Source organism: Sphingomonas epibiotica (assembly GCF_039615155.1).
GTDB lineage: Bacteria > Pseudomonadota > Alphaproteobacteria > Sphingomonadales > Sphingomonadaceae > Sphingomonas.
This window is the reverse complement of sequence record NZ_JBDGHY010000006.1, coordinates 161,740-181,967: the sequence shown is the minus strand read 5'-3', so window position 1 is coordinate 181,967 and position 20,228 is coordinate 161,740. Positions and strand designations below refer to the sequence as shown.

Annotated in this window: 14 protein-coding genes; 8 read left to right on the top strand and 6 right to left on the bottom strand. The window is 67.3% G+C overall.

The window, feature by feature from the left end:
• Positions 1-29: 29 nt before the first annotated feature.
• The 5 genes from AAIO73_RS13530 (at position 30) to AAIO73_RS13510 (ending at position 8,434) form a co-directional block, all read left to right on the top strand.
• The gene (locus AAIO73_RS13530; RefSeq protein ID WP_345878872.1) at positions 30-3,428 is read left to right on the top strand and encodes a chromosome segregation SMC family protein; all 3,399 of its coding nucleotides are present in this window, start codon (positions 30-32) and stop codon (positions 3,426-3,428) included.
• An 81-nt stretch (positions 3,429-3,509) separates the two neighbouring features.
• Complete coding sequence (locus AAIO73_RS13525) at positions 3,510-4,727, top strand: argininosuccinate synthase (protein ID WP_345878728.1); 1,218 nt, start codon at positions 3,510-3,512, stop codon at positions 4,725-4,727.
• Positions 4,728-4,769: 42 nt separating this feature from the next.
• Positions 4,770-6,377, top strand: a complete 1,608-nt coding sequence (locus AAIO73_RS13520) for a hypothetical protein (protein WP_345878727.1) — start codon at positions 4,770-4,772, stop codon at positions 6,375-6,377.
• An 87-nt stretch (positions 6,378-6,464) separates the two neighbouring features.
• A complete protein-coding gene (locus tag AAIO73_RS13515) occupies positions 6,465-8,105 on the top strand; it encodes a hypothetical protein (protein WP_345878726.1) in 1,641 nt (546 codons plus the stop codon).
• 11 nt (positions 8,106-8,116) lie between these two features.
• Positions 8,117-8,434 (top strand): hypothetical protein, encoded by a 318-nt coding sequence (locus AAIO73_RS13510; protein ID WP_345878725.1) that lies wholly within the window; start codon positions 8,117-8,119, stop codon positions 8,432-8,434.
• A 157-nt stretch (positions 8,435-8,591) separates the two neighbouring features.
• On the opposite strand, the gene AAIO73_RS13505 is transcribed toward AAIO73_RS13510, so the two are convergent.
• The 5 genes from AAIO73_RS13505 to AAIO73_RS13485 form a co-directional block, all read right to left on the bottom strand.
• On the bottom strand, positions 8,592-9,776 hold the full coding sequence (locus AAIO73_RS13505; protein ID WP_345878724.1) for a GNAT family N-acetyltransferase: 1,185 nt from the start codon (positions 9,774-9,776) through the stop codon (positions 8,592-8,594).
• 99 nt (positions 9,777-9,875) lie between these two features.
• Positions 9,876-11,156 carry a mechanosensitive ion channel family protein gene (locus tag AAIO73_RS13500; RefSeq protein WP_345878723.1) on the bottom strand — a complete coding sequence of 427 codons (1,281 nt, stop codon included), beginning with the start codon at positions 11,154-11,156 and terminating at the stop codon, positions 9,876-9,878.
• Positions 11,153-12,346, bottom strand: a complete 1,194-nt coding sequence (metC, locus tag AAIO73_RS13495) for a cystathionine beta-lyase (protein ID WP_345878722.1) — start codon at positions 12,344-12,346, stop codon at positions 11,153-11,155. The genes AAIO73_RS13500 and metC overlap by 4 nt, the downstream gene beginning before the upstream one ends.
• Positions 12,343-13,164, bottom strand: coding sequence for a sulfurtransferase (locus AAIO73_RS13490; protein ID WP_345878721.1), 822 nt, complete (start codon positions 13,162-13,164; stop codon positions 12,343-12,345). The genes metC and AAIO73_RS13490 overlap by 4 nt, the downstream gene beginning before the upstream one ends.
• An 80-nt stretch (positions 13,165-13,244) precedes the next feature.
• Complete coding sequence (locus AAIO73_RS13485; RefSeq protein ID WP_345878720.1) at positions 13,245-14,792, bottom strand: cryptochrome/photolyase family protein; 1,548 nt, start codon at positions 14,790-14,792, stop codon at positions 13,245-13,247.
• 29 nt (positions 14,793-14,821) lie between these two features.
• Here AAIO73_RS13485 and queF point away from each other — a divergent pair, with 29 nt between their 5' ends.
• The 3 genes from queF (at position 14,822) to AAIO73_RS13470 (ending at position 18,992) form a co-directional block, all read left to right on the top strand.
• Complete coding sequence (gene queF / locus AAIO73_RS13480) at positions 14,822-15,265, top strand: preQ(1) synthase (protein ID WP_345878719.1); 444 nt, start codon at positions 14,822-14,824, stop codon at positions 15,263-15,265.
• A 140-nt stretch (positions 15,266-15,405) separates the two neighbouring features.
• The gene (locus AAIO73_RS13475) at positions 15,406-17,673 is read left to right on the top strand and encodes a glycosyltransferase family 4 protein (RefSeq protein WP_345878718.1); all 2,268 of its coding nucleotides are present in this window, start codon (positions 15,406-15,408) and stop codon (positions 17,671-17,673) included.
• 38 nt (positions 17,674-17,711) lie between these two features.
• Positions 17,712-18,992 (top strand): glycoside hydrolase family 130 protein, encoded by a 1,281-nt coding sequence (locus AAIO73_RS13470; protein WP_345878717.1) that lies wholly within the window; start codon positions 17,712-17,714, stop codon positions 18,990-18,992.
• 172 nt (positions 18,993-19,164) lie between these two features.
• Here AAIO73_RS13470 and glpX read toward each other — a convergent pair whose 3' ends face one another.
• Positions 19,165-20,124 (bottom strand): class II fructose-bisphosphatase, encoded by a 960-nt coding sequence (glpX, locus tag AAIO73_RS13465; protein WP_345878716.1) that lies wholly within the window; start codon positions 20,122-20,124, stop codon positions 19,165-19,167.
• Between the last annotated feature and the right edge of the window lie 104 nt (positions 20,125-20,228).

Sequence of the window (20,228 nt, the reverse complement as noted above, 5' to 3'; positions counted from 1 at the left end):
ATGACGCGGCCATCCCTCCCGCGCCGGGGCTGACGCTCCGGCGGCTGCGGCTGAGCGGGTTCAAGAGCTTCGTCGACCCCGCCGATCTGGTGATCGAGGCGGGGCTGACCGGCGTCGTCGGCCCCAATGGCTGCGGCAAGTCGAACCTGCTCGAAGCGCTGCGCTGGACCATGGGCGAGAACAGCGCGAAGTCGCTGCGCGGCGCCGGCATGGACGACGTCATCTTCGCCGGCACCGCGACGCGGCCGCAGCGCGATTTCGCCGAGGTCGCGATCCTCGCCGAAGACGCGGCGGGCGACGAGGTCGAGATCGTCCGCCGCATCGAACGCGGTGCCGGTTCGGCCTATCGCATCAACGGCCGCGACGTGCGCGCCAAGGACGTGTCGCTGCTGTTCGCCGATGCCGCGACCGGCGCGCATTCGCCGGCGCTGGTCAGCCAGAACCGGATCGGCGCGGTCATCGCCGCGCGCCCCGCCGAACGCCGCGCGATGCTGGAGGAAGCGGCCGGTATCGCCGGGCTGCACGTCCGTCGCAAGGATGCCGAGGGCAAGCTGCGCGCCACCGAAGCCAATCTCGAACGCTTGGGCGAAATGGCGCAGGAACAGGATGCGCGCGCAGCGACCCTCCGTCGACAGGCGCGGGTCGCGATACGGTATCGCGAACTGACCGACGCGATCCGCGTGGCGGAGGCACGCGCAATCTATGCCCGCTGGCGTGACACCGTTGCCGCGGCCGAAGCCGCCACTACCGAAGCCAAGACCGCCGAGGCGCTGGTCGCCAGCCACGCCGGGATGCAGGGCCGGACCGCTGGCGACCTGTCGGCGGCGACCCAGTCGCTCGCCACCGCCCGCGGCGATGCCGAACGCCTGCGCCAGCAACTGAGCGACGTCGGCCATGCCCGCGAACGGGTACAGGCACAGGCCAATGCCACGACGCGGCGGCTGGCCGACCTGACCGCACAGACAGCGCGCCTGACCGAAGACCGCGCACGCGAGGCGGCGCTCGCCGGAGACGCCGAAACGGCGCTCGCCCGGCTCGACGGTGAACGCGCGCAGCTTGCCGACGCGCTGGCCGACGCCGTCGCGCGCCTGCCGCTGCTCGATGCGGCACTGGACGCGGCGATCCGTGCTGCAACCGTTGCCGACGCCGCCCATGCCGAGGCGCTGGCCGCACAGGCCGCCGAACTGGCCGAAGCGCGCGTCGCCACCGCCGCGCACGATGCTGCCCGCGCGCGACTCGACCGGGTCGGGCGGGAAGAGGCGCGGCTGCTCGCCGAACAGAGTGCCTTGTCGGCGGTCGCCCCGTTGCTCGCCGAACGCGAGGCAGCGGCCGAACGGCGGGCGGCGGCGCTGACCGACGCAGACGTCGCCCGCGCGGCAATTGCCGCCGCCGAAGCCGCCGACCGGTCCGCCCAGGAAGCACGCGGCCGTGCCCAGTCCGACCGCGCCGCCGCCGCCGCCGAACTCGCCGCGACCGACAGCGAGATCGCCGCGCTCGACCGCGCGCTGCGGCGGACCGGGCGGGCGCGGATCATCGATTCGGTCGTGGTCGAACCGGGGTTCGAAGCGGCGCTGGCGGCGGCACTCGGCGACGATCTCGATGCCGGCACCGACCCCGTCGACGATCGCCACTGGCAGAACGACGCCGTTGCAGGTGACTCGCCGCCGGTACCGGCCGGCATCGGCCGCCTGTCGGCGCATGTCACCGCACCGCTGCTCGCCCGGCGGCTGGCGCAGATCCTGGTCGTCGAACAAGATGACGGCAGGCCGCTGGCGGTCGGGCAGCGATTGGTGACGCTGGACGGGGCACTGCGCCGCTGGGACGGGCTGCGCAGTCGCGCCGGATCGGGAGCGGCGGCGGCCGAGCGCCTCGCCCGGACCAATAGGTTGCGCATGTTGCGCGAGGGGCGCCCGGCGCTGGTCGATCGGCGTAGCATCGCTGACGCCGCGCTGGCCGCCGCCGACACCGCCATCGCCGAGGCGCGCGCGACGCTGACCAGCGCCCGCCGCGCGCTCGACACGGCCGAAAGCAGCGCCCGTGAGGCCGCCCGTGCCGAGGATCGCGCCGCCGCCGCGATCGAGCGGGCACAGGCGCGTGCCGACGATGTCGCTGCCCGCCTGCAACGCCTGCGCGGCGAACTGGCCGAAGCCTTCGCCGATGCCGACCGCGCTGCGGCCGCGGTCCGCGCGCTCCCCGACCGGACGCTGGCCGCTGCGCAAGTCGCCACGCTGATGGCCGAGGCCAACGCCGCCCGCGCGCGGGTCGCCGATGCCCGCGCCGCCCGGTCGACGCTCGACGCCGCGCTGGCCCGCGACCGGGCGCGGTCCGTTGCCGCCGCGACCGAAATCGCATCGTGGCATGCCCGCGCAGGCGACGCCGCCGGGCGCGTCGCCGAGATCGATGACCGCATGACGACCATCGCCGCCGATCGCGACGCGCTGCGCGACCGTCCCGCCGCGCTCGCCGCCGAACTCGCCCGGATCGAGCAGGACTTCGCCCGGTTGCGCACCGCCGCCGCCGAAGCCGCGACCGCCGAACAAACCGCCGACGCCAGGCTGCGCGCCGCCGAACGCGCCGCCGGCGATGTCGCCGAAGCAATCGCCGCCGCCCGCGAAACCCGCGCTGGCGCTGCGGCGCGGGCTGAGGGGCATGAACAGCGCCGCCTCGAACTTGGCCGTCTGTCGGGCGAGCGCTTCCAATGCCCCCCGCCGTTGTTGCCGCGCATCGGCTTCGTAGGGGGCGAGGTCGGCGACGCCGCGGCCGAGACGGCGGCGCACGACCGATTGCTTGCCGACCGCGACCGCATCGGCCCGGTCAATCTAATCGCCGAGACCGAACTCGCCGAACTGGAAGCGGCGCAGGGCGAAACCGCCGCCGAGCGCGCCGACCTCGTCGAAGCGGTCCAGCGCCTGCGCGGTTCGATCGGCACGCTCAACCGCGAGGGTCGCCAACGGCTGCTCGCGGCGTTCGAGGCGGTCGACGCGCATTTCCGCCGCCTGTTCGGCGCGTTGTTCGACGGCGGCCAGGCGCAGCTCGAGCTGATCGACTCGGACGATCCGCTGGAGGCGGGGCTTGAAATCCTCGCCCAGCCACCGGGCAAGCGCCAATCGCTGACCTTGTTGTCGGGCGGCGAGCAGGCGCTGACTGCGGTCGCGCTGATCTTCGCGCTGTTCCTGACCAATCCCGCGCCGATCTGCGTCCTCGACGAGGTCGACGCGCCATTGGACGACGCCAATATCGACCGCTTCTGCGATCTGCTCGACCGGATGGCCGCCGATACCGATACCCGCTACCTGATCGTCACCCACAATGCCGCGACGATGAGCCGGATGCACCGCCTGTTCGGCGTGACGATGATCGAACGCGGGGTCAGCCGGCTGGTATCGGTCGATCTGGGCGGCGCGACCAGTTTGCTCGCAGCGGAGTAACTCCCCGCGCATCCTTGCACCCCGGCCCTGCCTCGCCTAGTCGCGCGCCAATACCTATCACGACCCCCAAGGAGCCTGCCCATGGCCGAGTCCATCAACCGCGTCGTCCTCGCCTATTCGGGCGGTCTCGATACCAGCGTCATCCTGAAATGGCTGCAGCAGGAATATAAGTGCGAGGTGGTGACCTTCACCGCCGATCTCGGCCAGGGCGAGGAGCTGGAGCCGGCGCGCAAGAAGGCCGAGCTGATGGGCATCAAGCCCGAGCATATCTTCATCGATGACCTGCGCGAGGAATTCGTCCGCGACTTCGTGTTCCCGATGATGCGCTCGAACGCGCTGTACGAAGGGCTGTACCTGCTCGGCACCTCGATCGCGCGCCCGCTGATCGCCAAGCGCCAGATCGAGATCGCGCGTCAGGTGAATGCCGACGCGGTCAGCCACGGCGCGACCGGCAAGGGTAACGATCAGGTCCGCTTCGAACTCGGCTATTACGCGCTGCAGCCTGATATCAAGGTCATCGCGCCGTGGCGCGAATGGGACCTGACCAGCCGCACCGCGCTGATCGCCTTCGCCGAACAGCACCAGATCCCGGTGCCCAAGGACAAGCGCGGCGAATCGCCCTTCTCGACCGATGCGAACCTGCTGCACACCTCGTCCGAGGGGAAGGTGCTGGAGGATCCGTGGGACGAGGTGCCGGATTACGTCTTCTCGCGCACCGTCAATCCCGAGGACGCGCCCGACACGCCGCAGGTCATCACCGTCGCGTTCGAGCGCGGCGATGCGGTGGCGGTCGATGGCGAAGGAATGTCGCCCGCCACGCTGCTCGCCAAGCTCAACGACCTTGGCCGCGTCCACGGCATCGGCCGGCTCGACCTGGTCGAGAACCGCTTTGTCGGCATGAAGTCACGCGGCATGTACGAAACGCCGGGCGGTACGATCCTGCACGCCGCGCACCGTGCGATCGAACAGATCACGCTCGACCGCGGTGCCGCGCATCTGAAAGACGAACTCGCCCCGCGCTATGCCGAGCTGGTCTATAACGGCTTCTGGTTCTCGCCGGAGCGCGAGATGCTGCAGGCGGCGATCGACCATAGCCAGCACAAGGTGTCGGGCGAAGTCCGCCTGAAGCTGTACAAGGGTGGCGTCCATGTCATCGGGCGTCGTTCGCCCAATTCGCTGTACAGCGAAAAGGTCGTGACGTTCGAGGACGATCAGGGTGCCTATGACCAGCGCGACGCGGCGGGCTTCATCAAGCTGAACGCGCTGCGCCTGCGCCTGCTGGGCCGGCGCGACCGGTAAGGCGCTAACGCGCGCTTAACCATACCGGGATAGGCACGGGCGATGCCAGCCCCTGCCGCACCGGCCACGCGCACTGCTTTGCTCGCGCTCAGCCTCGCTTCGGGGATGGGCGCGGCATGGACTATGGTACGATGGCGCGACCTGCTGGCGCGCAACCTGCCCGACCCCGACGATCTGATGCGGCTGCAACAGATTGACGACTGGCTGGCCGGACAGGCTTTCGGGGACCTGACCCAGCACCGCATCGGGCTTCACGGCGTGGCGATGCACTGGTCGCGGCTCCCCGATCTGATCCCCGCCGCGCTGCTCCGCGCGCTGCGTCCGCTGATCGGCGGTCCCCCCGCCGAACTGGCGATGCTGATACTGTGGCCGACGCTGCTGTTCGCGGCATTGCTGTGGGTTGCGGCATCGCTGGGGCGGCGCATCGGGGTTCGCCCAATCGAAACGATGCTGGTGGCGCTACTCGCCTATCCGCTGACCCCGTTGTTCGCGCCGGGGCGGATCGACCATCATGGGCTGCAGATGGTGCTGCTGCTCGCCGGACTGCTGGCGCTTGGCGGCCGCGCGACGCTGCTTGCCGGCATCGGCGGCGGTCTGGCGCTGGTCGCATCGATCGTCGTGGGAATGGAAACGGTGCCGCTGTTCGTCGTGGCGGTCGCCGTCCTTACGCTGCGCTGGTGCGGCGATCGAGCCGAGGATGCGCGGCTGACCGGCCTTGCGCTGGCGACGGGCGGCGCGGCGGTGGCGGCGATGCCGGTCTTCGCCACCGATAGCTGGGCGCTGTCGGCATGCGACGGTTTCCTGCGCCAGAGCTGGATCGCGACGATGGTCGGCGCGGTCGCGCTCGGTTCGCTCGCCGTGGCCGGACGCTTCGCAACGACACGGGTCGCACGATATTGCTGTGTGGCGGTCGCCGGCATCGGCACGGTTCTGGCAATCGCCGTCCTGGCGCCCGCCTGTCGCAATCCCTATGGCGCAGTCGATCCCCTGTTGGCGCGGCTATGGCTGCGCGACGTCGGCGAGGCCGGCAGCGTCCTGACTGCCGATCCGCGCTGGTCGTTGCGCTATACCGGCTTGCTGGTGGCCGCGATCGTCGCCGGCGTCGTTCGCGAACGCGCTTCGCCCGACGCGCCGCATCGCATGCTGCTGGCGGTGGCGTTCGCGTCGCTGGCGCTGGCGGCGGTGCAATTGCGCGGCGCCTATGGCGGGATCGCGGTGGCCACGATCCTGCTGGCCGACGCCATCGCCGTGGCCCGGCGGCACGGTGTCGCCGCCGCATCGGCGATGCGGCTGGCGGGGGCGGGTATCGCCTATCCGCTGCTTGCCGCCGCATTGCCCGTCTCCGCCCGATCGGCCGGCCCCCCGTCCTGCGTTACGCCAGCGACCCTGCAGGCGCTGGCCGCACTGCCGCCGGCCCGCATCCTCGCGCCGGTCGATCTCGGGCCATGGCTCGTTCGCCACGGGCATCATGCCATTGCCGCACCCTATCACCGCAACGCCGCCGGCATCCTTGCGACCTATCGCTTTGCCGCCGCTGGGGAGCGGCAACGCCGGACGCTGCTGCATCGTCTCGACACCGACTATGTCGTCGGATGCGACGGACGCGGATTGATCGCAACCGCTACCCCCGCACTATGGCGGGTGCCTTGACCGCGGGGGACATGGCCAGCTCCGGCCACGTCGGAGCCACATCAACAACGCTTGTCGGAACCGGCGCCGACCCTATAGAAGCGGCACATGAACGGGGGCAAAGCGGCTTGGTGGCAGACGCGATGGTTCGTCGCGCTGATGGCGGTGCTGGCGGTCGTCCCGCTGCTATGGCCCGACGTCCCGCCGCTGGTCGACCTGCCCGGCCATATGGGGCGCTACCGTGTCCAGCAGCTTTGGGACACCGGACAGGCACCATGGTTCCACGACTGGTATAATTTCGACTGGAGCCTGATCGGCAATCTCGGCGTCGACCTGCTGGTCTGGCTGTTCGAGCCGCTGCTCGGCCTCGAACCGACCGTCAAGCTCATCATCATGGCGATCCCGCCACTGACCGCGGTCGGGCTGCTGTGGATCGCGCGCGAGGTGCATGGCCGCATCCCGGCGACCGCGCTGTTCGCGCTGCCAATCGTCTACAGCTTTCCGCTGCATTTCGGCTTCGCCAATTTCGCGCTGTCGATGGCGCTCGCGCTCAACGCCTTCGCGCTGTGGCTGCGGCTGGGGCGGCAGGGGCGGTTGCTGCTGCGCGGGATCGTGTTCGTGCCGATCGCGGGATTGATCTGGCTGACCCATACTTTCGGCTGGGGGACATTGGGCGTGCTCGCCGCCTCGGCCGAGCTGATCCGCGAACATGACAAGCGGCGCAACTGGTTCGCCGCCGCTTTCCATGCCGGGCTGCACTGCCTCGTCCTCGCTCCGCCGGCGCTCCTGATGCTGCTGTGGCGTTCGGGCGGGCATGTCGGCGGGCAGACCGCCGACTGGTTCAACTGGCGCGCGAAGATGTTGTGGATGACCATGACGCTGCGCGACCGGTGGCAGCTTTACGACCTCGCCTCGGTCGCGGTCTTCTACCTCGTGTTGTTCAAGGGGTTGCGCGATCCCAATATCGGCTATTCGCGCAATCTGGGTCTCTCGGCGCTGTTCCTGATCGCGGTCTATATCCTGTTGCCGCGCATCGTGTTCGGGTCGGCCTATGCCGATATGCGGCTGGTCCCCTATCTCTTCGGCATCTGCCTGATCGCGCTGCGGCCCAAACCGGGCCTCTCGATCCGCCATGCCGGCGTGCTTGCCGCGATCGGCCTTGCCATCTTCGTCGTGCGGATCGGCGCGACCACCGCCAGCTTCTGGCTGTACGACCGCGACTATGACCGCGAACTGGCGGCGCTCGACCATGTTCCGGTCGGGGCGCGGCTGGTCACCTTTGTCGGCGAAACCTGCTACAATGAATGGCGGATGACCCGGCTGCAGCATCTGCCCGGCATGGCGCTGACCCGGCGGCTCGCCTATGCCAACGACCAATGGTCGATGGCGGGCGGCCAGTTGCTGACCGTACGCTATACGCCCGCCCGCGGCTTCTCCCACGACCCCTCCGAACTCGTCACCGACGTCAAATGCCCACGTGAATATTGGCGGCCGGTCGCCGGCGCGCTGTACAAATTCCCGCGCGATGCTTTCGACTATGTCTGGCTGATCCGCCCGCCGAAATATGACCCGCGCCTCGAACAGGGGCTGGTGCCGATCTGGCGCAGCGGTCGCAGCGCGCTGTTCCGGATCGACCACCGCGTGCCCCCGCCGGTGCTGACATGGAGCGATCTGGGCAATCGACCGTTTGCCAAGCCCCGCCGCCGCCCGTCGCGCCAGTTGGCGGCGCGCGACACCATCGTCCGGTAAAGGAGACGCCCATGGACTTTCTCAACAACGCGCTGAACCTTGCCGGCCGCTTCGACCTGCCCGCCATTGCGGAAAAAGCCGGCATCACCCCCGAACAGGTGCAGACGGTGATCGGCCTGCTCGGCAAGTTCGCCGGCCATGCCGACCCGGCACAGGACGCCGCCGACCATAGCGGCGTGTCACGGCATCAGATCGAGGCGATCCTGTCCGAGATCGGCGGCGCCGACGCGCTGGGACAGGTGGCGCAGGCATTCGGCTTCGACCTCGATCCGAAGGGCGGCGCCGGCGACGTGCTCGGCAATCTCGGCGGGATGTTCGGGCGGAAATAAGCGTGGAATCCAGACCTGTACATCCGTTCGTGCTGAGGTGGGGCTGAGCGAAGTCGAAGACCCGTATCGAAGCACTTGGCAAGCGGTCCTTCGATACGCCGCTTCGACAAGCGCAGCGGCTACTCAGGACGAACGGATTGCCTCTGACGGTCGCCGACTACCCCCGCCGAAACGGGGTCAGTTCCCCCAGATATTCCTGTTCCTGCCCGATCGCCGCGCGCTCGCGTTCCAGAAACTCGGCGACTGCGCGGCGGAAACCGGGATCGGGCAGGAAATGCGCCGACCACGTCGTCACCGGCACATAGCCGCGCGCCAGCTTGTGCTCGCCCTGCGCCCCCGCCTCGACCCGTTGCAAGCCCCGCGCGATCGCGGCATCGATCGCCTGATAATAGCATAGCTCGAAATGGAGGAACGGCACCTCCTCCACCGCGCCCCAATAGCGCCCGTACAGCGCGTCGCCACCGATCAGGTTGAGCGCCCCCGCAATCGGCCGCCCGTCGCGCTCGGCAAGGATAAGCAGCACGGCGTCGCCCATCGTCTCTGACAACAGCGGAAAGAAGCTGCGCGTCAGATAGGGCCGGCCCCATTTGCGGTTGCCGGTGTCCTGATAGAAGGCCCAGAATGCATCCCAATGTTCGGGCCGGATGTCGCGTCCGGTCAAATGCCGCACGGTCAGCCCGTCGAGCGCCGCCGCGCGTTCCTTGCGGATCGCCTTGCGCTTGCGACTGGCAAGGTCGTTCAGGAAATCGTCGAAGCTGCCATAGCCGCGATTGGCCCAGTGAAACTGCGTTCCCGCCCGGGTCAGCCAGCCCGCCGCCTGAAACGCCGGCAGTTGCGCTTCGTCGACGAAGGTCGCGTGCGCCGACGACAGGCCATTCTGCCGCACCACCGCCTCGATCGCACCGATCAGCGCCAGGGCCTGTTCGGGATCGCGCAGCAGCAACCGGGGGCCGGGCACCGGGGTGAAGGGGACGGCGATCTGCAGCTTGGGGTAATAGTCGCCCCCCGCCCGCTCCCACGCATCGGCCCAGGCGTGGTCGAACACATATTCGCCCTGGCTGTGCCCCTTGGCATAGGCGGGCGCGATCGCGACCGGCATGCCGGCGGCATCGTCGACGATGATCGGCAGCGGCTGCCATCCCGACCGCCCGCCGACGCTGCCCGACGCTTCGAGCGCCGACAGGAAGGCGTGGGAGAGGAACGGATTGCCCGTGCCCGCGCACGCATCCCACTGATCGGCAGGAACGGCGCGGACGCCCTCGGCGATGCGGGCGGTGATGGCTGTCACGGGAGGGAAGATAGGGGGCGGCACGTGAGTTCGGTAGCCCCTGCATCGCGTCATCCCGGCGCAGGCCGGGATCCATGGATACGGGCGTTCTCGCATGATCCGCGACGTCACCAATCCATGGATTCCGGCCTTCGCCGGAATGACGAGCGCACCCTACTCCCGCGTAACCGTCAACCCATCCCGGAACAGCAACTCCCGCCGCGGCACCGGAATCTCGATCCCGTTCTCCTTGAACAGGTCCCACAGCCGGTTGAGCACGTCGGACCGGACATTGCCGACCCCCTGTTCGGGATCGCTGATCCACGCCAGTATCTCATGCTCGACCGCATAATCGCCGTACGAGATCAGCCAGACATTCGGCTTGGGACTGCGCAGCACACGCGGGCTTTCCACCGCCGCCTGCAACATCAGCTTCTGTGCAAGGCGTAGATCGGTCTCATAGCCGACCCCGACCGGAATCCGTACCCGGACGTTGCGGTCGGAAAAGGACCAGTTCTCGACCTCCTGCGTCATCAGATTTTCGTTGGGGATCAGATGTTCCTTGCCATCGCGGGTGATGACCGACACCGCGCGCACCCCGATCTTGTTGACCCACCCAAAACTGTCGCCGACGACGATCACGTCGCCCGGCTTGATCGACCGGTCCATCAACAGGATGATCCCCGCGATCAGATTGCCGACCGTCTTCTGCAACCCGAAGCCGACCGCGAGGCCCAGCCCGCCCGAAAAGATCGCAAAGGTCGTCAGGTCGATGCCGAGCAGGTCGATGCCGAAGAAAAACGCGGTGATGACCACCGCGATCGACGCCAGCTTCTGCGCCAGCAATTTCTGCGCCGGATCCAGCCCCTTCGCCTGCGCCACGCCATGCGCGACCAGCTTGTTGACGATCCGCACGATCGCATAAAGCACCACGGCGGTCAGCAGCGTGCTGACCAGCGCCAGCAGCGACAATCGCCGCCGCCCGATCGAAAAGCCGATCGCGTCGAGCGTATCGGTAATCGGCTCCAGTCCGCCGATCGCGCCCGACAGCACGGCGACGAACAGGATGAACCCGACCGTCCACGCCATCCACCGCGCCAGATGGACGCCGCGCAGCAACTGCACCGCCAGCCGGGCGACCGCCGCGCCCAGCGCTACGCCGACGACGATGTCGGCCAGCGCCCCCCAGTCGCGTCCCTGCGCGACGATCGCCAGCGCCAGCACCGCGACGAGGTGACGGACGATGTCGCACAGCCGTCCGACGATGCCGGTGGCATGCTCGCCCACCCGGTCGCGCCACAGCCCGGTCAACCCCGGCCCCGCCCAGCGCCCCGCAAACCAGCCGAGCGCCAACGACAACAGCACGAGGCCGAGCGCTACCCCCGCCTCGATCAGCCCAGCGCCGCCGCCGACCGGCAGGCCGCGCGCCGCCAGCCAATCGGCGACCCCGTTCACCGCGTCGCCCGGAACCGCGCCAGACCGGCGTCGAGATCGGCGATGAGGTCGTCGGCATCCTCCAGCCCGATCTGCAACCGGATCATCGGTCCTTCGGCCGCGCGCCGGGTGACGCTGCGATAGCGATGCGGATCGATCGGCAGCGCAAGGCTCTCATACCCGCCCCAGCTGTAACCGATGCCAAACAGCGCGAGGCCGTCGATCAACGCCGCCCGCGCATTGTCGCTCCCCCCGTCGAGGACGAAGGCGAACAGCCCGGCACTCCCCCGGAAATCGCGGACGAAGACGTCGTGCCCCGGACAGCCGGGCAGCGCGGGGTGCAGCACCCGCGCAACGCCCGGCTGCGCCATCAGCCATTTGGCGATTCGGATCGACGATTCGCCATGCTGCTTCAACCGCACCGCCATCGTCCGGAGACCGCGTGCGCCCAGCGCGGCGTCGTCCGGCCCGACATGCTGGCCCAGTTGATAGGTCGCATCGCGCAATGCCTGCCAATGCGACGCGACCGCCGTCGCCGATCCCAGCATCGCGTCGGAATGGCCGACGACATATTTGGTGCAGGCCATGATCGTCACGTCGACGCCATGCGCCATCGCCGGGAACAGCAACGGCGTCGCCCAGGTATTGTCGAGGATCGTCGTGATGCCCCGTTCCCGCGCAATGGCGGTCATCGCCGGCACGTCCTGCACCTCGAAGGTAAGGCTGCCGGGGCTTTCGAGGAACAGCACCCTCGTGTTCGGCCGGATCAGTTCGGCGATGCCGGCACCGACGACCGGATCGTACAGCGTCGTCTCGACCCCGATCGTCTTGAGCATGCCATAGGCGAAGGCGCGGGTCGGATCGTAGGCGCTGTCGGGCAGCAACAGGTGATCGCCGGGCTTCAGATAGGCAAGCAGCGCCGTCGTGATCGCCGCCACGCCCGACGGATAGAGCAACGTCCCCTCTGCCCCCGGCTCCAATTCGGTCAGCGCCTCGGCCAGCGACCATTGGGTCGGCGTACCGCGCCGCCCGTAATAGAGCCGGTGATGGGTGTCCGCGCCCGCCGCCGCGCGCAGGTCGGCGACATCGTCGTACAGGATCGTGGACGCACGCCAGACGGGGACGTTGACGACGCCGCCGGTCCATTCCTCGCGCCGCCCGCCGGTGACAACGCGCGTCGCGGGCGATTGCGGAGTGTCGTGCTTGCTCATGCGGTCACCTTCGGCGTCTGCGGGTCGGCCGCCCATTCGCTCCAGCTACCGTCATACAGCGCCGCGTCGCGCCCCAGCAGATGCAGGGCAAAGGCGGGGATCGCAGCGGTGATGCCCGAGCCGCAGGTCGTCGTCACCGGACGGTCCAGATCGACGCCTTCGCCGGCGAACAGCGCCGCCAGTTCCTCGGGCGACCGCCATGTCCCGTCGTCGCGGAAAAAGCGCGCATAATGCAGGTTGCTGCTCCCCGGAATATGCCCCGACGGCAGCCCGCGCGGATCGGCCTCGCTTCCGTCGAACCGGCCTGGCGAACGGGCATCAATGAGTTGCGCACCATCACCTGCCAATATCATGGCTTTAGTCCGCACTGCCGCCAGATCGGGATCGGCGACGAACCGCACCGGTTCCGTGACCGCCTCCCCGCTCTCGCCCTGCCGCCCTTCGCTCCGCCACTTCGCGAAGCCTCCATCGAGGATCGCGACCGGCAGCGCCGGCGCGAACCGCCGGAACAGCCACCATGCCCGCGCCGCCGTATGATGCGGCGAGTTGTCGTACAGCACGACCTGCGCATCCTGACCGACACCAATCGCCCCGATCCGCTGGGCGAACTTGTCCGCCGCCGGCAGCGACGTCGCCTGCCCCGTCGACAGACCGCGCAAGTCGAGAAAGCGCGCACCGGGGATATGCGCGGCGGCATATTCAGCGGCCTCGTCGCGAGGCGGATTGGGCTGGACGGGCACGAACGTCGCGTCGAGGACGATCAGGCCGGGCGTACCGAGCCGGTCGGCCAACCATGCAGTGGAAACGAGCGATTGCATGGGCGAGAGGCTTAGGCTGCCCGCACCGCCGGTCAAGCGTCGTTCCTATCCTCCCTGAACAAGGATGGGGAGTAGCAGTGTCAGTCCTGGTACTTCGGCGCTTCATCCAGCGCCTTCAAAAACCCCGCCGCCTGCTTCCGCAAATCCCGCTGCGTTTCCCCGGCCATCTTGTCCCAGCTGCGATAGGGCATCGCCATGCGCGGATTGTTGCCGAACTTGTCGCGATTGCGGATGACGAAATCCCAATACAGCGCGTTGAACGGGCACGCATCCGGCCCGATCCGCTGCTTCACGTCATAGCGGCAGGACCGGCAATAATCGGACATCCGGTCGATATAAGCCCCCGACGACGCATAGGGCTTCGACCCCAACAGCCCGCCATCGCCGAACTGGCTCATCCCCAGCGTATTGGGCAGCTCGACCCATTCATAGGCATCGGCATAGACTTCCAGATACCAGCGATGCACCTGTTGCGGCTCGGCCCCGATCAGCAACGCGAAATTGCCGGTAATCATCAACCGCTGGATATGATGGGCATAGGCATTGGCCAGCGTCTGCCCGATCGCCTGGCTCAGGCAGTGCATGTCGGTTTCGCCCGTCCAGTAGAAGCCGGGCAGGTCGCGCTTCGCATTCAGAAAGTTGCGATTCACATAGTCCGGCCCCTCGCGCCAATAGATGCCGCGGACATATTCGCGCCAGCCGATCACCTGCCGGATAAAACCTTCTGCGGCGTTGATCGGCACTTTGCCGGCGACGAACTGTTTTTCGACCGCCCGGCACAGGTCGAGCGGATCGAGCAGCCCGGCGTTGATGTAGGGCGATAGCACCGCATGCCACAGATAGGGCTCGTCGGTCAGCATCGCGTCCTGATTGTCGCCGAACCCGGGCAGCGCATGGGTCAGGAACGCACGTTGCTGGCGCAGCGCATCCTTGCGCGTCACCGCGAAGTCGAACCCGTCGAGCGTGCCCGCATGATCGCCGAACCGTTCGCCGACCAGTTTCAGCACGTCCCGCGTCACATCGTCGGGCGCGAACGACAGCGGCCGGGGCATCAGCATGTCGCGCTGCGCCGGCTTGCGATTGTCGTGGTCGAAATTCCATTTGCCGCCGACCGGCTTGTCGCCGTCCATCAACAGCCCGGTTTCGCGGCGCATGTCGCGATAGAAATACTCCATGCGCAGCTCGCGCCGTCCCTCCGCCCATGCCGAAAACCGGTCGTGCGAGCAGATGAAGCGCGTGTCGGGACGGATCGACACGGGTACGCCAAACACCGTTTCCCATGCCTCCAGCATCGCCTGCACCCGCCATTCGCCGGCTTCGGTGACGACGATGCGGGTCGGATCGTGCCGCTCGACGGCGCGGGCGATCTCCCCGGTGAAGCTGCCGGCATTGTCGGGATCGTCAAGCGTGACGTAATCGACGGTCCACCCTGCCTCGCGCAGCGCCGCTGCATGATGCCGCATCGCAGCGAACAGGAACGCGATCTTCTTCGGATGATGGCGGACATAGGTGGCTTCCTCGACCACCTCCATCATCAGGATCGTGCTGTTGTCCGGCTCGGCATCGGCCAGCGATGACAGCGAAAACGACAGCTGGTCGCCCAGCACAGGGATCAGCACCCGTTCCATTCGCCTGCGCCTTCCATTAAACGGCGGCCATGGACCCGAAATTCCTTGGCCAGGCCAGCCCGCTTCCCGCCAACCCGGAAGCCGCCGAACTCGATTATGTTCCGAACCCGCGGACCACGCCCTATCTGGTGCGCTTCACCGCGCCGGAATTCACGTCGCTGTGCCCGGTGACCGGCCAACCCGATTTCGCGCATCTGGTGATCGACTATGTTCCGGCCGCGACGATCGTCGAATCCAAGTCGCTGAAACTGTTCCTCGGTGCGTTCCGCAACCACGCCGCATTCCACGAAGACTGCACTGTCGGCATCGGAGAGCGCCTGTTCCGCGAAATGCAGCCGGTGTGGCTGCGCATCGGCGGCTATTGGTATCCGCGCGGCGGCATTCCGATCGACGTGTTCTGGCAGTCGGGGGAACAACCCGCCGGCGTCTGGATTCCGCATCAGGACGTACCCGGCTATCGCGGGCGGGGCTGATCGTCGCAGCGAGGCCACGTTTCGCCACGCTTAACCTGCCGCAATGCACAATTCGTGCAACCTTTCTTCGTTTCGAAATGTTTCCATTTGCGGACACCGCCCTTCGGGTGCGGGTTATTGCATCGCAAAGAGGAACGCTGATGGACCATAAGGTCGCCTTGGAGCCGCTCGACCGTATCGCGCTGATCGGTAACTTCCTGCCGCGCAAATGCGGGCTCGCGACCTTTACGACCGACACGTACAACGCGCTGCGCGACCGCTATCCGGATCTGGCGGTCGACGTCTATGCGATGGACGACCGGCCCGGCGCCTATGCCTATCCGCCCGAAGTTACCCATGCGATCGCCCAGAATGATCGTATCGCCTATCTCGACGCCGCTCGCCGCATCGAGGCGAGCGGTGCGCAGGCGGTGTGGGTCCAGCACGAATATGGTATCTATGGTGGTCCGGCGGGCGAACATATCGTCGCCCTGCTCGACCGGGTGAACGTGCCGGTCGTCATTACGCTGCACACCATCCTCGAAACCCCCAATGCCGACGAACGCCGCGTGCTCGAATCGCTGCTCCGTCGCGCTGCCAAGGTCGTGGTAATGGCCGACAAGGGCCGTGAGATTCTGATGCGCGTCCATGGCACCGATGCGCGCAAGATCGTGATGATCCCGCACGGCGTCCACGACCGTCCGTTCGTGGTGCCCGATACGATGAAGGACCGTTTCGGCTGGGAAAACCGTCCGGTCATCCTGACCTTCGGCCTGCTCGCCCCGAACAAGGGGATCGAGACGATGATCGACGCGATGCCGAAGGTCGCGGCAAGCCATCCCGACGCGCTCTACGTCGTGCTCGGCGCGACCCACCCGCATCTCGTCGCGCATGAGGGCGAAGCCTATCGTGACCGGCTGAAGGCACAGGCGGCCCGTCTGGGGGTCGCCGACAATGTCTGCTTCCTCGACGGCTTCGTCGAACAGGACGAGCTGCTCGATTATCTCCAAGCTGCCGACCTGTACGTAACCCCCTACAGCAACCCCGCGCAGATCACCTCGGGCACGCTGTCCTACGCGGTCGGGGTAGGCAAGGTCGTGGTATCGACCCCCTATGTCCACGCTACCGAAATCCTCGCCGACGAACATGGTGTCATCGTCGATTTCGGCGATGCCGACGCGTTCGCTCTGGAAATCAACGACCTGCTCGACAATGATCTGCGTCGCGACACGCTGGCGTTGCGCGCCTATGCCCGCGGCCGGACGATGCTGTTCCCCTGTTTGGCCGAGGCGGCGATGATAGAGATCGAACGCGCAGTCGCCGCCCGCCCCAGCCGGGTTCGGCCCAGCGCCGACCTGACCGCGCTGACGCCGGACTTCGCCGCTGTCGAACGGATGAGCGACGCGACCGGCATGTTGCAGCATTCGATCTATTCGGTGCCCGACCGCCGCCACGGCTATTGCATCGACGACAATGCCCGCGCGCTCATCCTGATGTCGCAGATCGACGACCTCGATCCCGTCCAGCGCGACAAATGGACGACGATCTACGCGTCGTTCGTGCAATATGCGTGGAACCCCGACAAGCGCCGCTTCCGCAACTTCATGAATTTCGACCGGACCTGGTGCGAGGACGAAGGATCGGAGGATTCGAACGGCCGGACGTTGTGGGCGCTGGCGATCACCGCCCGCGACGCGAAATCGCACAAGCATCGCGACTGGGCTACCGCTCTGTACGAACAGACCGCGTCGATCGCGCTCGATCTCGGTTCTCCCCGTGCCCGTGCCTTCGCGATGCTGGCCGCGGTGGCAATGCTGGAGGTCAATGCCGGCCATGCCCTTTCGAAGGAAATCGCGACCCGCTTCGGTGCCGAACTGGTTACCCTGCTCGACGCGACCCGCCGGCCCGAATGGCAGTGGTTCGAAATCGTCCTCGCCTATGACAATGCCCGCCTGCCCGAAGCGATGATCCGCGCGGGCAAGGCACTCAAGCGCGACGATTTCCTGAAGGTCGGCCTCGACACGCTCGACTGGATCGTCAGCCGCCAGACTTCGCCCGAGGGTCGCTTCCGCGCCGTCGGCACCGAAAGCTTCGGCCGCGCCTACGCCGATCCGCTGCCCTTCGACCAGCAACCGCTGGAAGCACAGGCAACGGTGGAGGCTTGCGCTGCCGCGTTTGAGGCGGCCGGCGACCGGCGTTGGCGGGACGAAGCGGTGAAGGCGTATAACTGGTATTTGGGCGCCAATGATCTCGACCTGCCGCTGGCGACAGTGGCCGATGGTGGCTGTTTCGACGGACTGATGCCGACCGGCCTCAACCGCAATCAGGGGGCGGAGTCGATTCTCGCGCTGCAATTGGCATCGTGCGCGATTTCAGCCCTTTCAAAGCGCCGCGCATCCGTGGCAGACCCTCGCCGCGCCGTGGCCTGATCGGCCACGGCTTCGGCCGGGACTAGTTGGACGCGCGAATGCTGGATATCTACAACCACCCCTTGCGGCTGTACGCCGATCCTTCGCGCGTGGTGGTGCGCCCGTTTCATATCGCGTGGCAGCGTAACGGCTCCGCCCCCAGCCGTACCGAGCGGCTGGTCGGCGAAGTCCTTGCCATGTCGCCCGCCGAAACCCGCGCCCAGCTCGAAACGGTGCTCAAGGACTTCGAGGCGCGCCATTGGCAGACGCGCCGCGTGTTCATGACCCGCTATGACGAGATCGAAACGGTGCTGGGCCTGAACGGCGCCGAGATCGGCGACGAGAAGCGCCAGCTGATCGGCGCCTATTTTTGTCACGAATACAGCTATGCCGCCGCCGCGCTGATGAACCCCAGCGCGGTGCCGCATTTCGATCAGTCGGGCATGCCGGACGGGTCATTGCGTATTCTGATGTCGCTGCGCGCGGTCGGCGAAGGCCATATATCCTCGGTCGCGTTCCGCGAAGGCATCATCACCGACGAGAACGAACTGACGCTCGCTCCCGAACCGCCCTTCGCCACTGCCGCCGACGCGATCGGCGAAGAGGATGAAGCGCCCGAGGGCGAGGTCACCGTGTTCCGTCATCGCGACTCGACGCTGTCGGGCACCGTCATCTTTCCAATCACCGAAGCCCAGTCGAAGGGGCTGGAGGACATGCGCCTCGTCCGCTTCCAGCATGACGATGGCAGCTTCGAATGGCTCGGCACCTACACCGCCTATAACGGGTCGATGATCCAGTCGGAGCTGCTGCGAACCCGCGACTTCCGTGCGTTCGACCTGGTCCCGATGACCGGCAGCGCTGCGCGGAACAAGGGCATGGGCCTGTTCCCGCGCAAGGTCGGCGGCCAGTATATGATGATCGGTCGGCAGGACGGTGAAAACCTGTTCCTGATCAAATCAGACACGCTGACCCATTGGGACGAGGGCGAGATGCTGCTCAAGCCCGTCTATCCATGGGAACTGGTCCAGATCGGCAATTGTGGCCCGCCGATCGAGATCGACGAGGGCTGGCTGCTGCTGACCCATGGCGTTGGCGCGATGCGCAAATATGCGATCGGCGCGGTGCTGCTCGACAAGGACGATCCGTCGAAGGTCATCGGCCGCACCCGCGACCCGATCCTCGCCGCCGCGAACGAGGACCGCGAGGGCTATGTCCCGAACGTCGTCTATTCGTGCGGCGCGATCCGCCATGGCGACCGCATTTTTATCCCCTACGGCGTCGCCGACAGCTCGGTCGCCTTCGCCTTCGTCACGATCGAGGCGCTGCTCGGCGCGATGTGAACGGCTTTCGATCGTTGTTGGGAGTAGCCAGTGCGACAAGCGCAATGGCTACTCAGGACGAACGAGTCAGGTTCCGGCCGTCCGCATCTAGGCCCTACCCGGCTCTACCTGTTCGCACGACGCCGCAATTGCACCGGAAAGCGCAGACTTCTGCGTGTTTTCTATTGAGCGATCACAGGCGGTGCTCGCCCTTCACCCAGCGGACCGTGCCCGAGCTGGCGCGCATCACGACGCTCTCGGTGGTCATCTTGCCCTTCAGCCGCTTTACTCCCTCGAGCAGCGAGCCATCGGTGACGCCGGTCGCCGCGAAGATGCAGTCGCCGCGCGCCAGTTCGGTCAGGTCGTACTGCTTGTCGAGGTCGGTGACGCCCCATTTGGCGGCACGCGCGCGTTCGTCGTCGTTGCGGAACAGCAGCCGCCCCTTGAACTGCCCACCGACGCAGCGCAGCGCGGCGGCTGCCAACACGCCCTCTGGCGCGCCGCCCGACCCCATATACAGGTCGATGGTCGTGTCGGGGTCGCTGGTGGCGATCACGCCCGCGACGTCGCCGTCGCCGATCAGCATCACGCCGCATCCGACCGCGCGCAATTCGGCGATCAGCGCTTCGTGCCGCGGGCGATTGAGGACGCAGACGATGATGTCGCGCGGGTCGACGCCCTTGGCCTTGGCCACCGCCGTCACATTCTCGGTCGGCGACTTGTCGAGGTCGATGATGCCGTCCGGATAGCCCGGCCCGCACGCGATCTTGTCCATATACACGTCGGGGGCGTTCAGCAGTCCGCCCTTCTCCGCGATCGCCAGCACGGCGAGGCTGTTTGGTCCGGCGGTGGCGCAGATCGTCGTGCCCTCCAGCGGATCGAGCGCGATGTCGATTTCGGGACCGGTGCCGGTGCCGACCTTTTCGCCGATATACAGCATCGGCGCCTCGTCGCGCTCGCCCTCGCCGATCACCACGGTGCCGTGCATGTCGAGTTCGTTGAGCGCGGCGCGCATCGCTTCGACGGCGGCGGCGTCGGCGGCCTTTTCGTCGCCCCGCCCGACCAGCGTCGACGCGGCGATCGCCGCCGCTTCGGTGACGCGCACCATTTCGAGAACGAGGACGCGGTCGAGGGTATTGCTGACAGGCTGCATTGGACGAAGCTCCTAACCGTTAAACGGGTTAAACGAGCGATAGGCGAGCGATGCTTGCCGGGCAAGCCGCGTCGTTCGATAAGAAGGCGAAGGGTCGTTCGCGA

Coding starts and splice junctions, on each gene's coding strand:
- AAIO73_RS13525 (WP_345878728.1), top strand. CDS start 3,510: ATGGCCGAGTCCATCAACCGCGTCGTCCTCGCCTATTCGGGCGGTCTC.
- AAIO73_RS13520 (WP_345878727.1), top strand. CDS start 4,770: ATGCCAGCCCCTGCCGCACCGGCCACGCGCACTGCTTTGCTCGCGCTC.
- AAIO73_RS13515 (WP_345878726.1), top strand. CDS start 6,465: ATGAACGGGGGCAAAGCGGCTTGGTGGCAGACGCGATGGTTCGTCGCG.
- AAIO73_RS13510 (WP_345878725.1), top strand. CDS start 8,117: ATGGACTTTCTCAACAACGCGCTGAACCTTGCCGGCCGCTTCGACCTG.
- AAIO73_RS13505 (WP_345878724.1), bottom strand. CDS start 9,776: ATGACGCGATGCAGGGGCTACCGAACTCACGTGCCGCCCCCTATCTTC.
- metC (WP_345878722.1), bottom strand. CDS start 12,346: ATGAGCAAGCACGACACTCCGCAATCGCCCGCGACGCGCGTTGTCACC.
- AAIO73_RS13490 (WP_345878721.1), bottom strand. CDS start 13,164: ATGCAATCGCTCGTTTCCACTGCATGGTTGGCCGACCGGCTCGGTACG.
- AAIO73_RS13485 (WP_345878720.1), bottom strand. CDS start 14,792: ATGGAACGGGTGCTGATCCCTGTGCTGGGCGACCAGCTGTCGTTTTCG.
- queF (WP_345878719.1), top strand. CDS start 14,822: ATGGACCCGAAATTCCTTGGCCAGGCCAGCCCGCTTCCCGCCAACCCG.
- AAIO73_RS13475 (WP_345878718.1), top strand. CDS start 15,406: ATGGACCATAAGGTCGCCTTGGAGCCGCTCGACCGTATCGCGCTGATC.
- AAIO73_RS13470 (WP_345878717.1), top strand. CDS start 17,712: ATGCTGGATATCTACAACCACCCCTTGCGGCTGTACGCCGATCCTTCG.
- glpX (WP_345878716.1), bottom strand. CDS start 20,124: ATGCAGCCTGTCAGCAATACCCTCGACCGCGTCCTCGTTCTCGAAATG.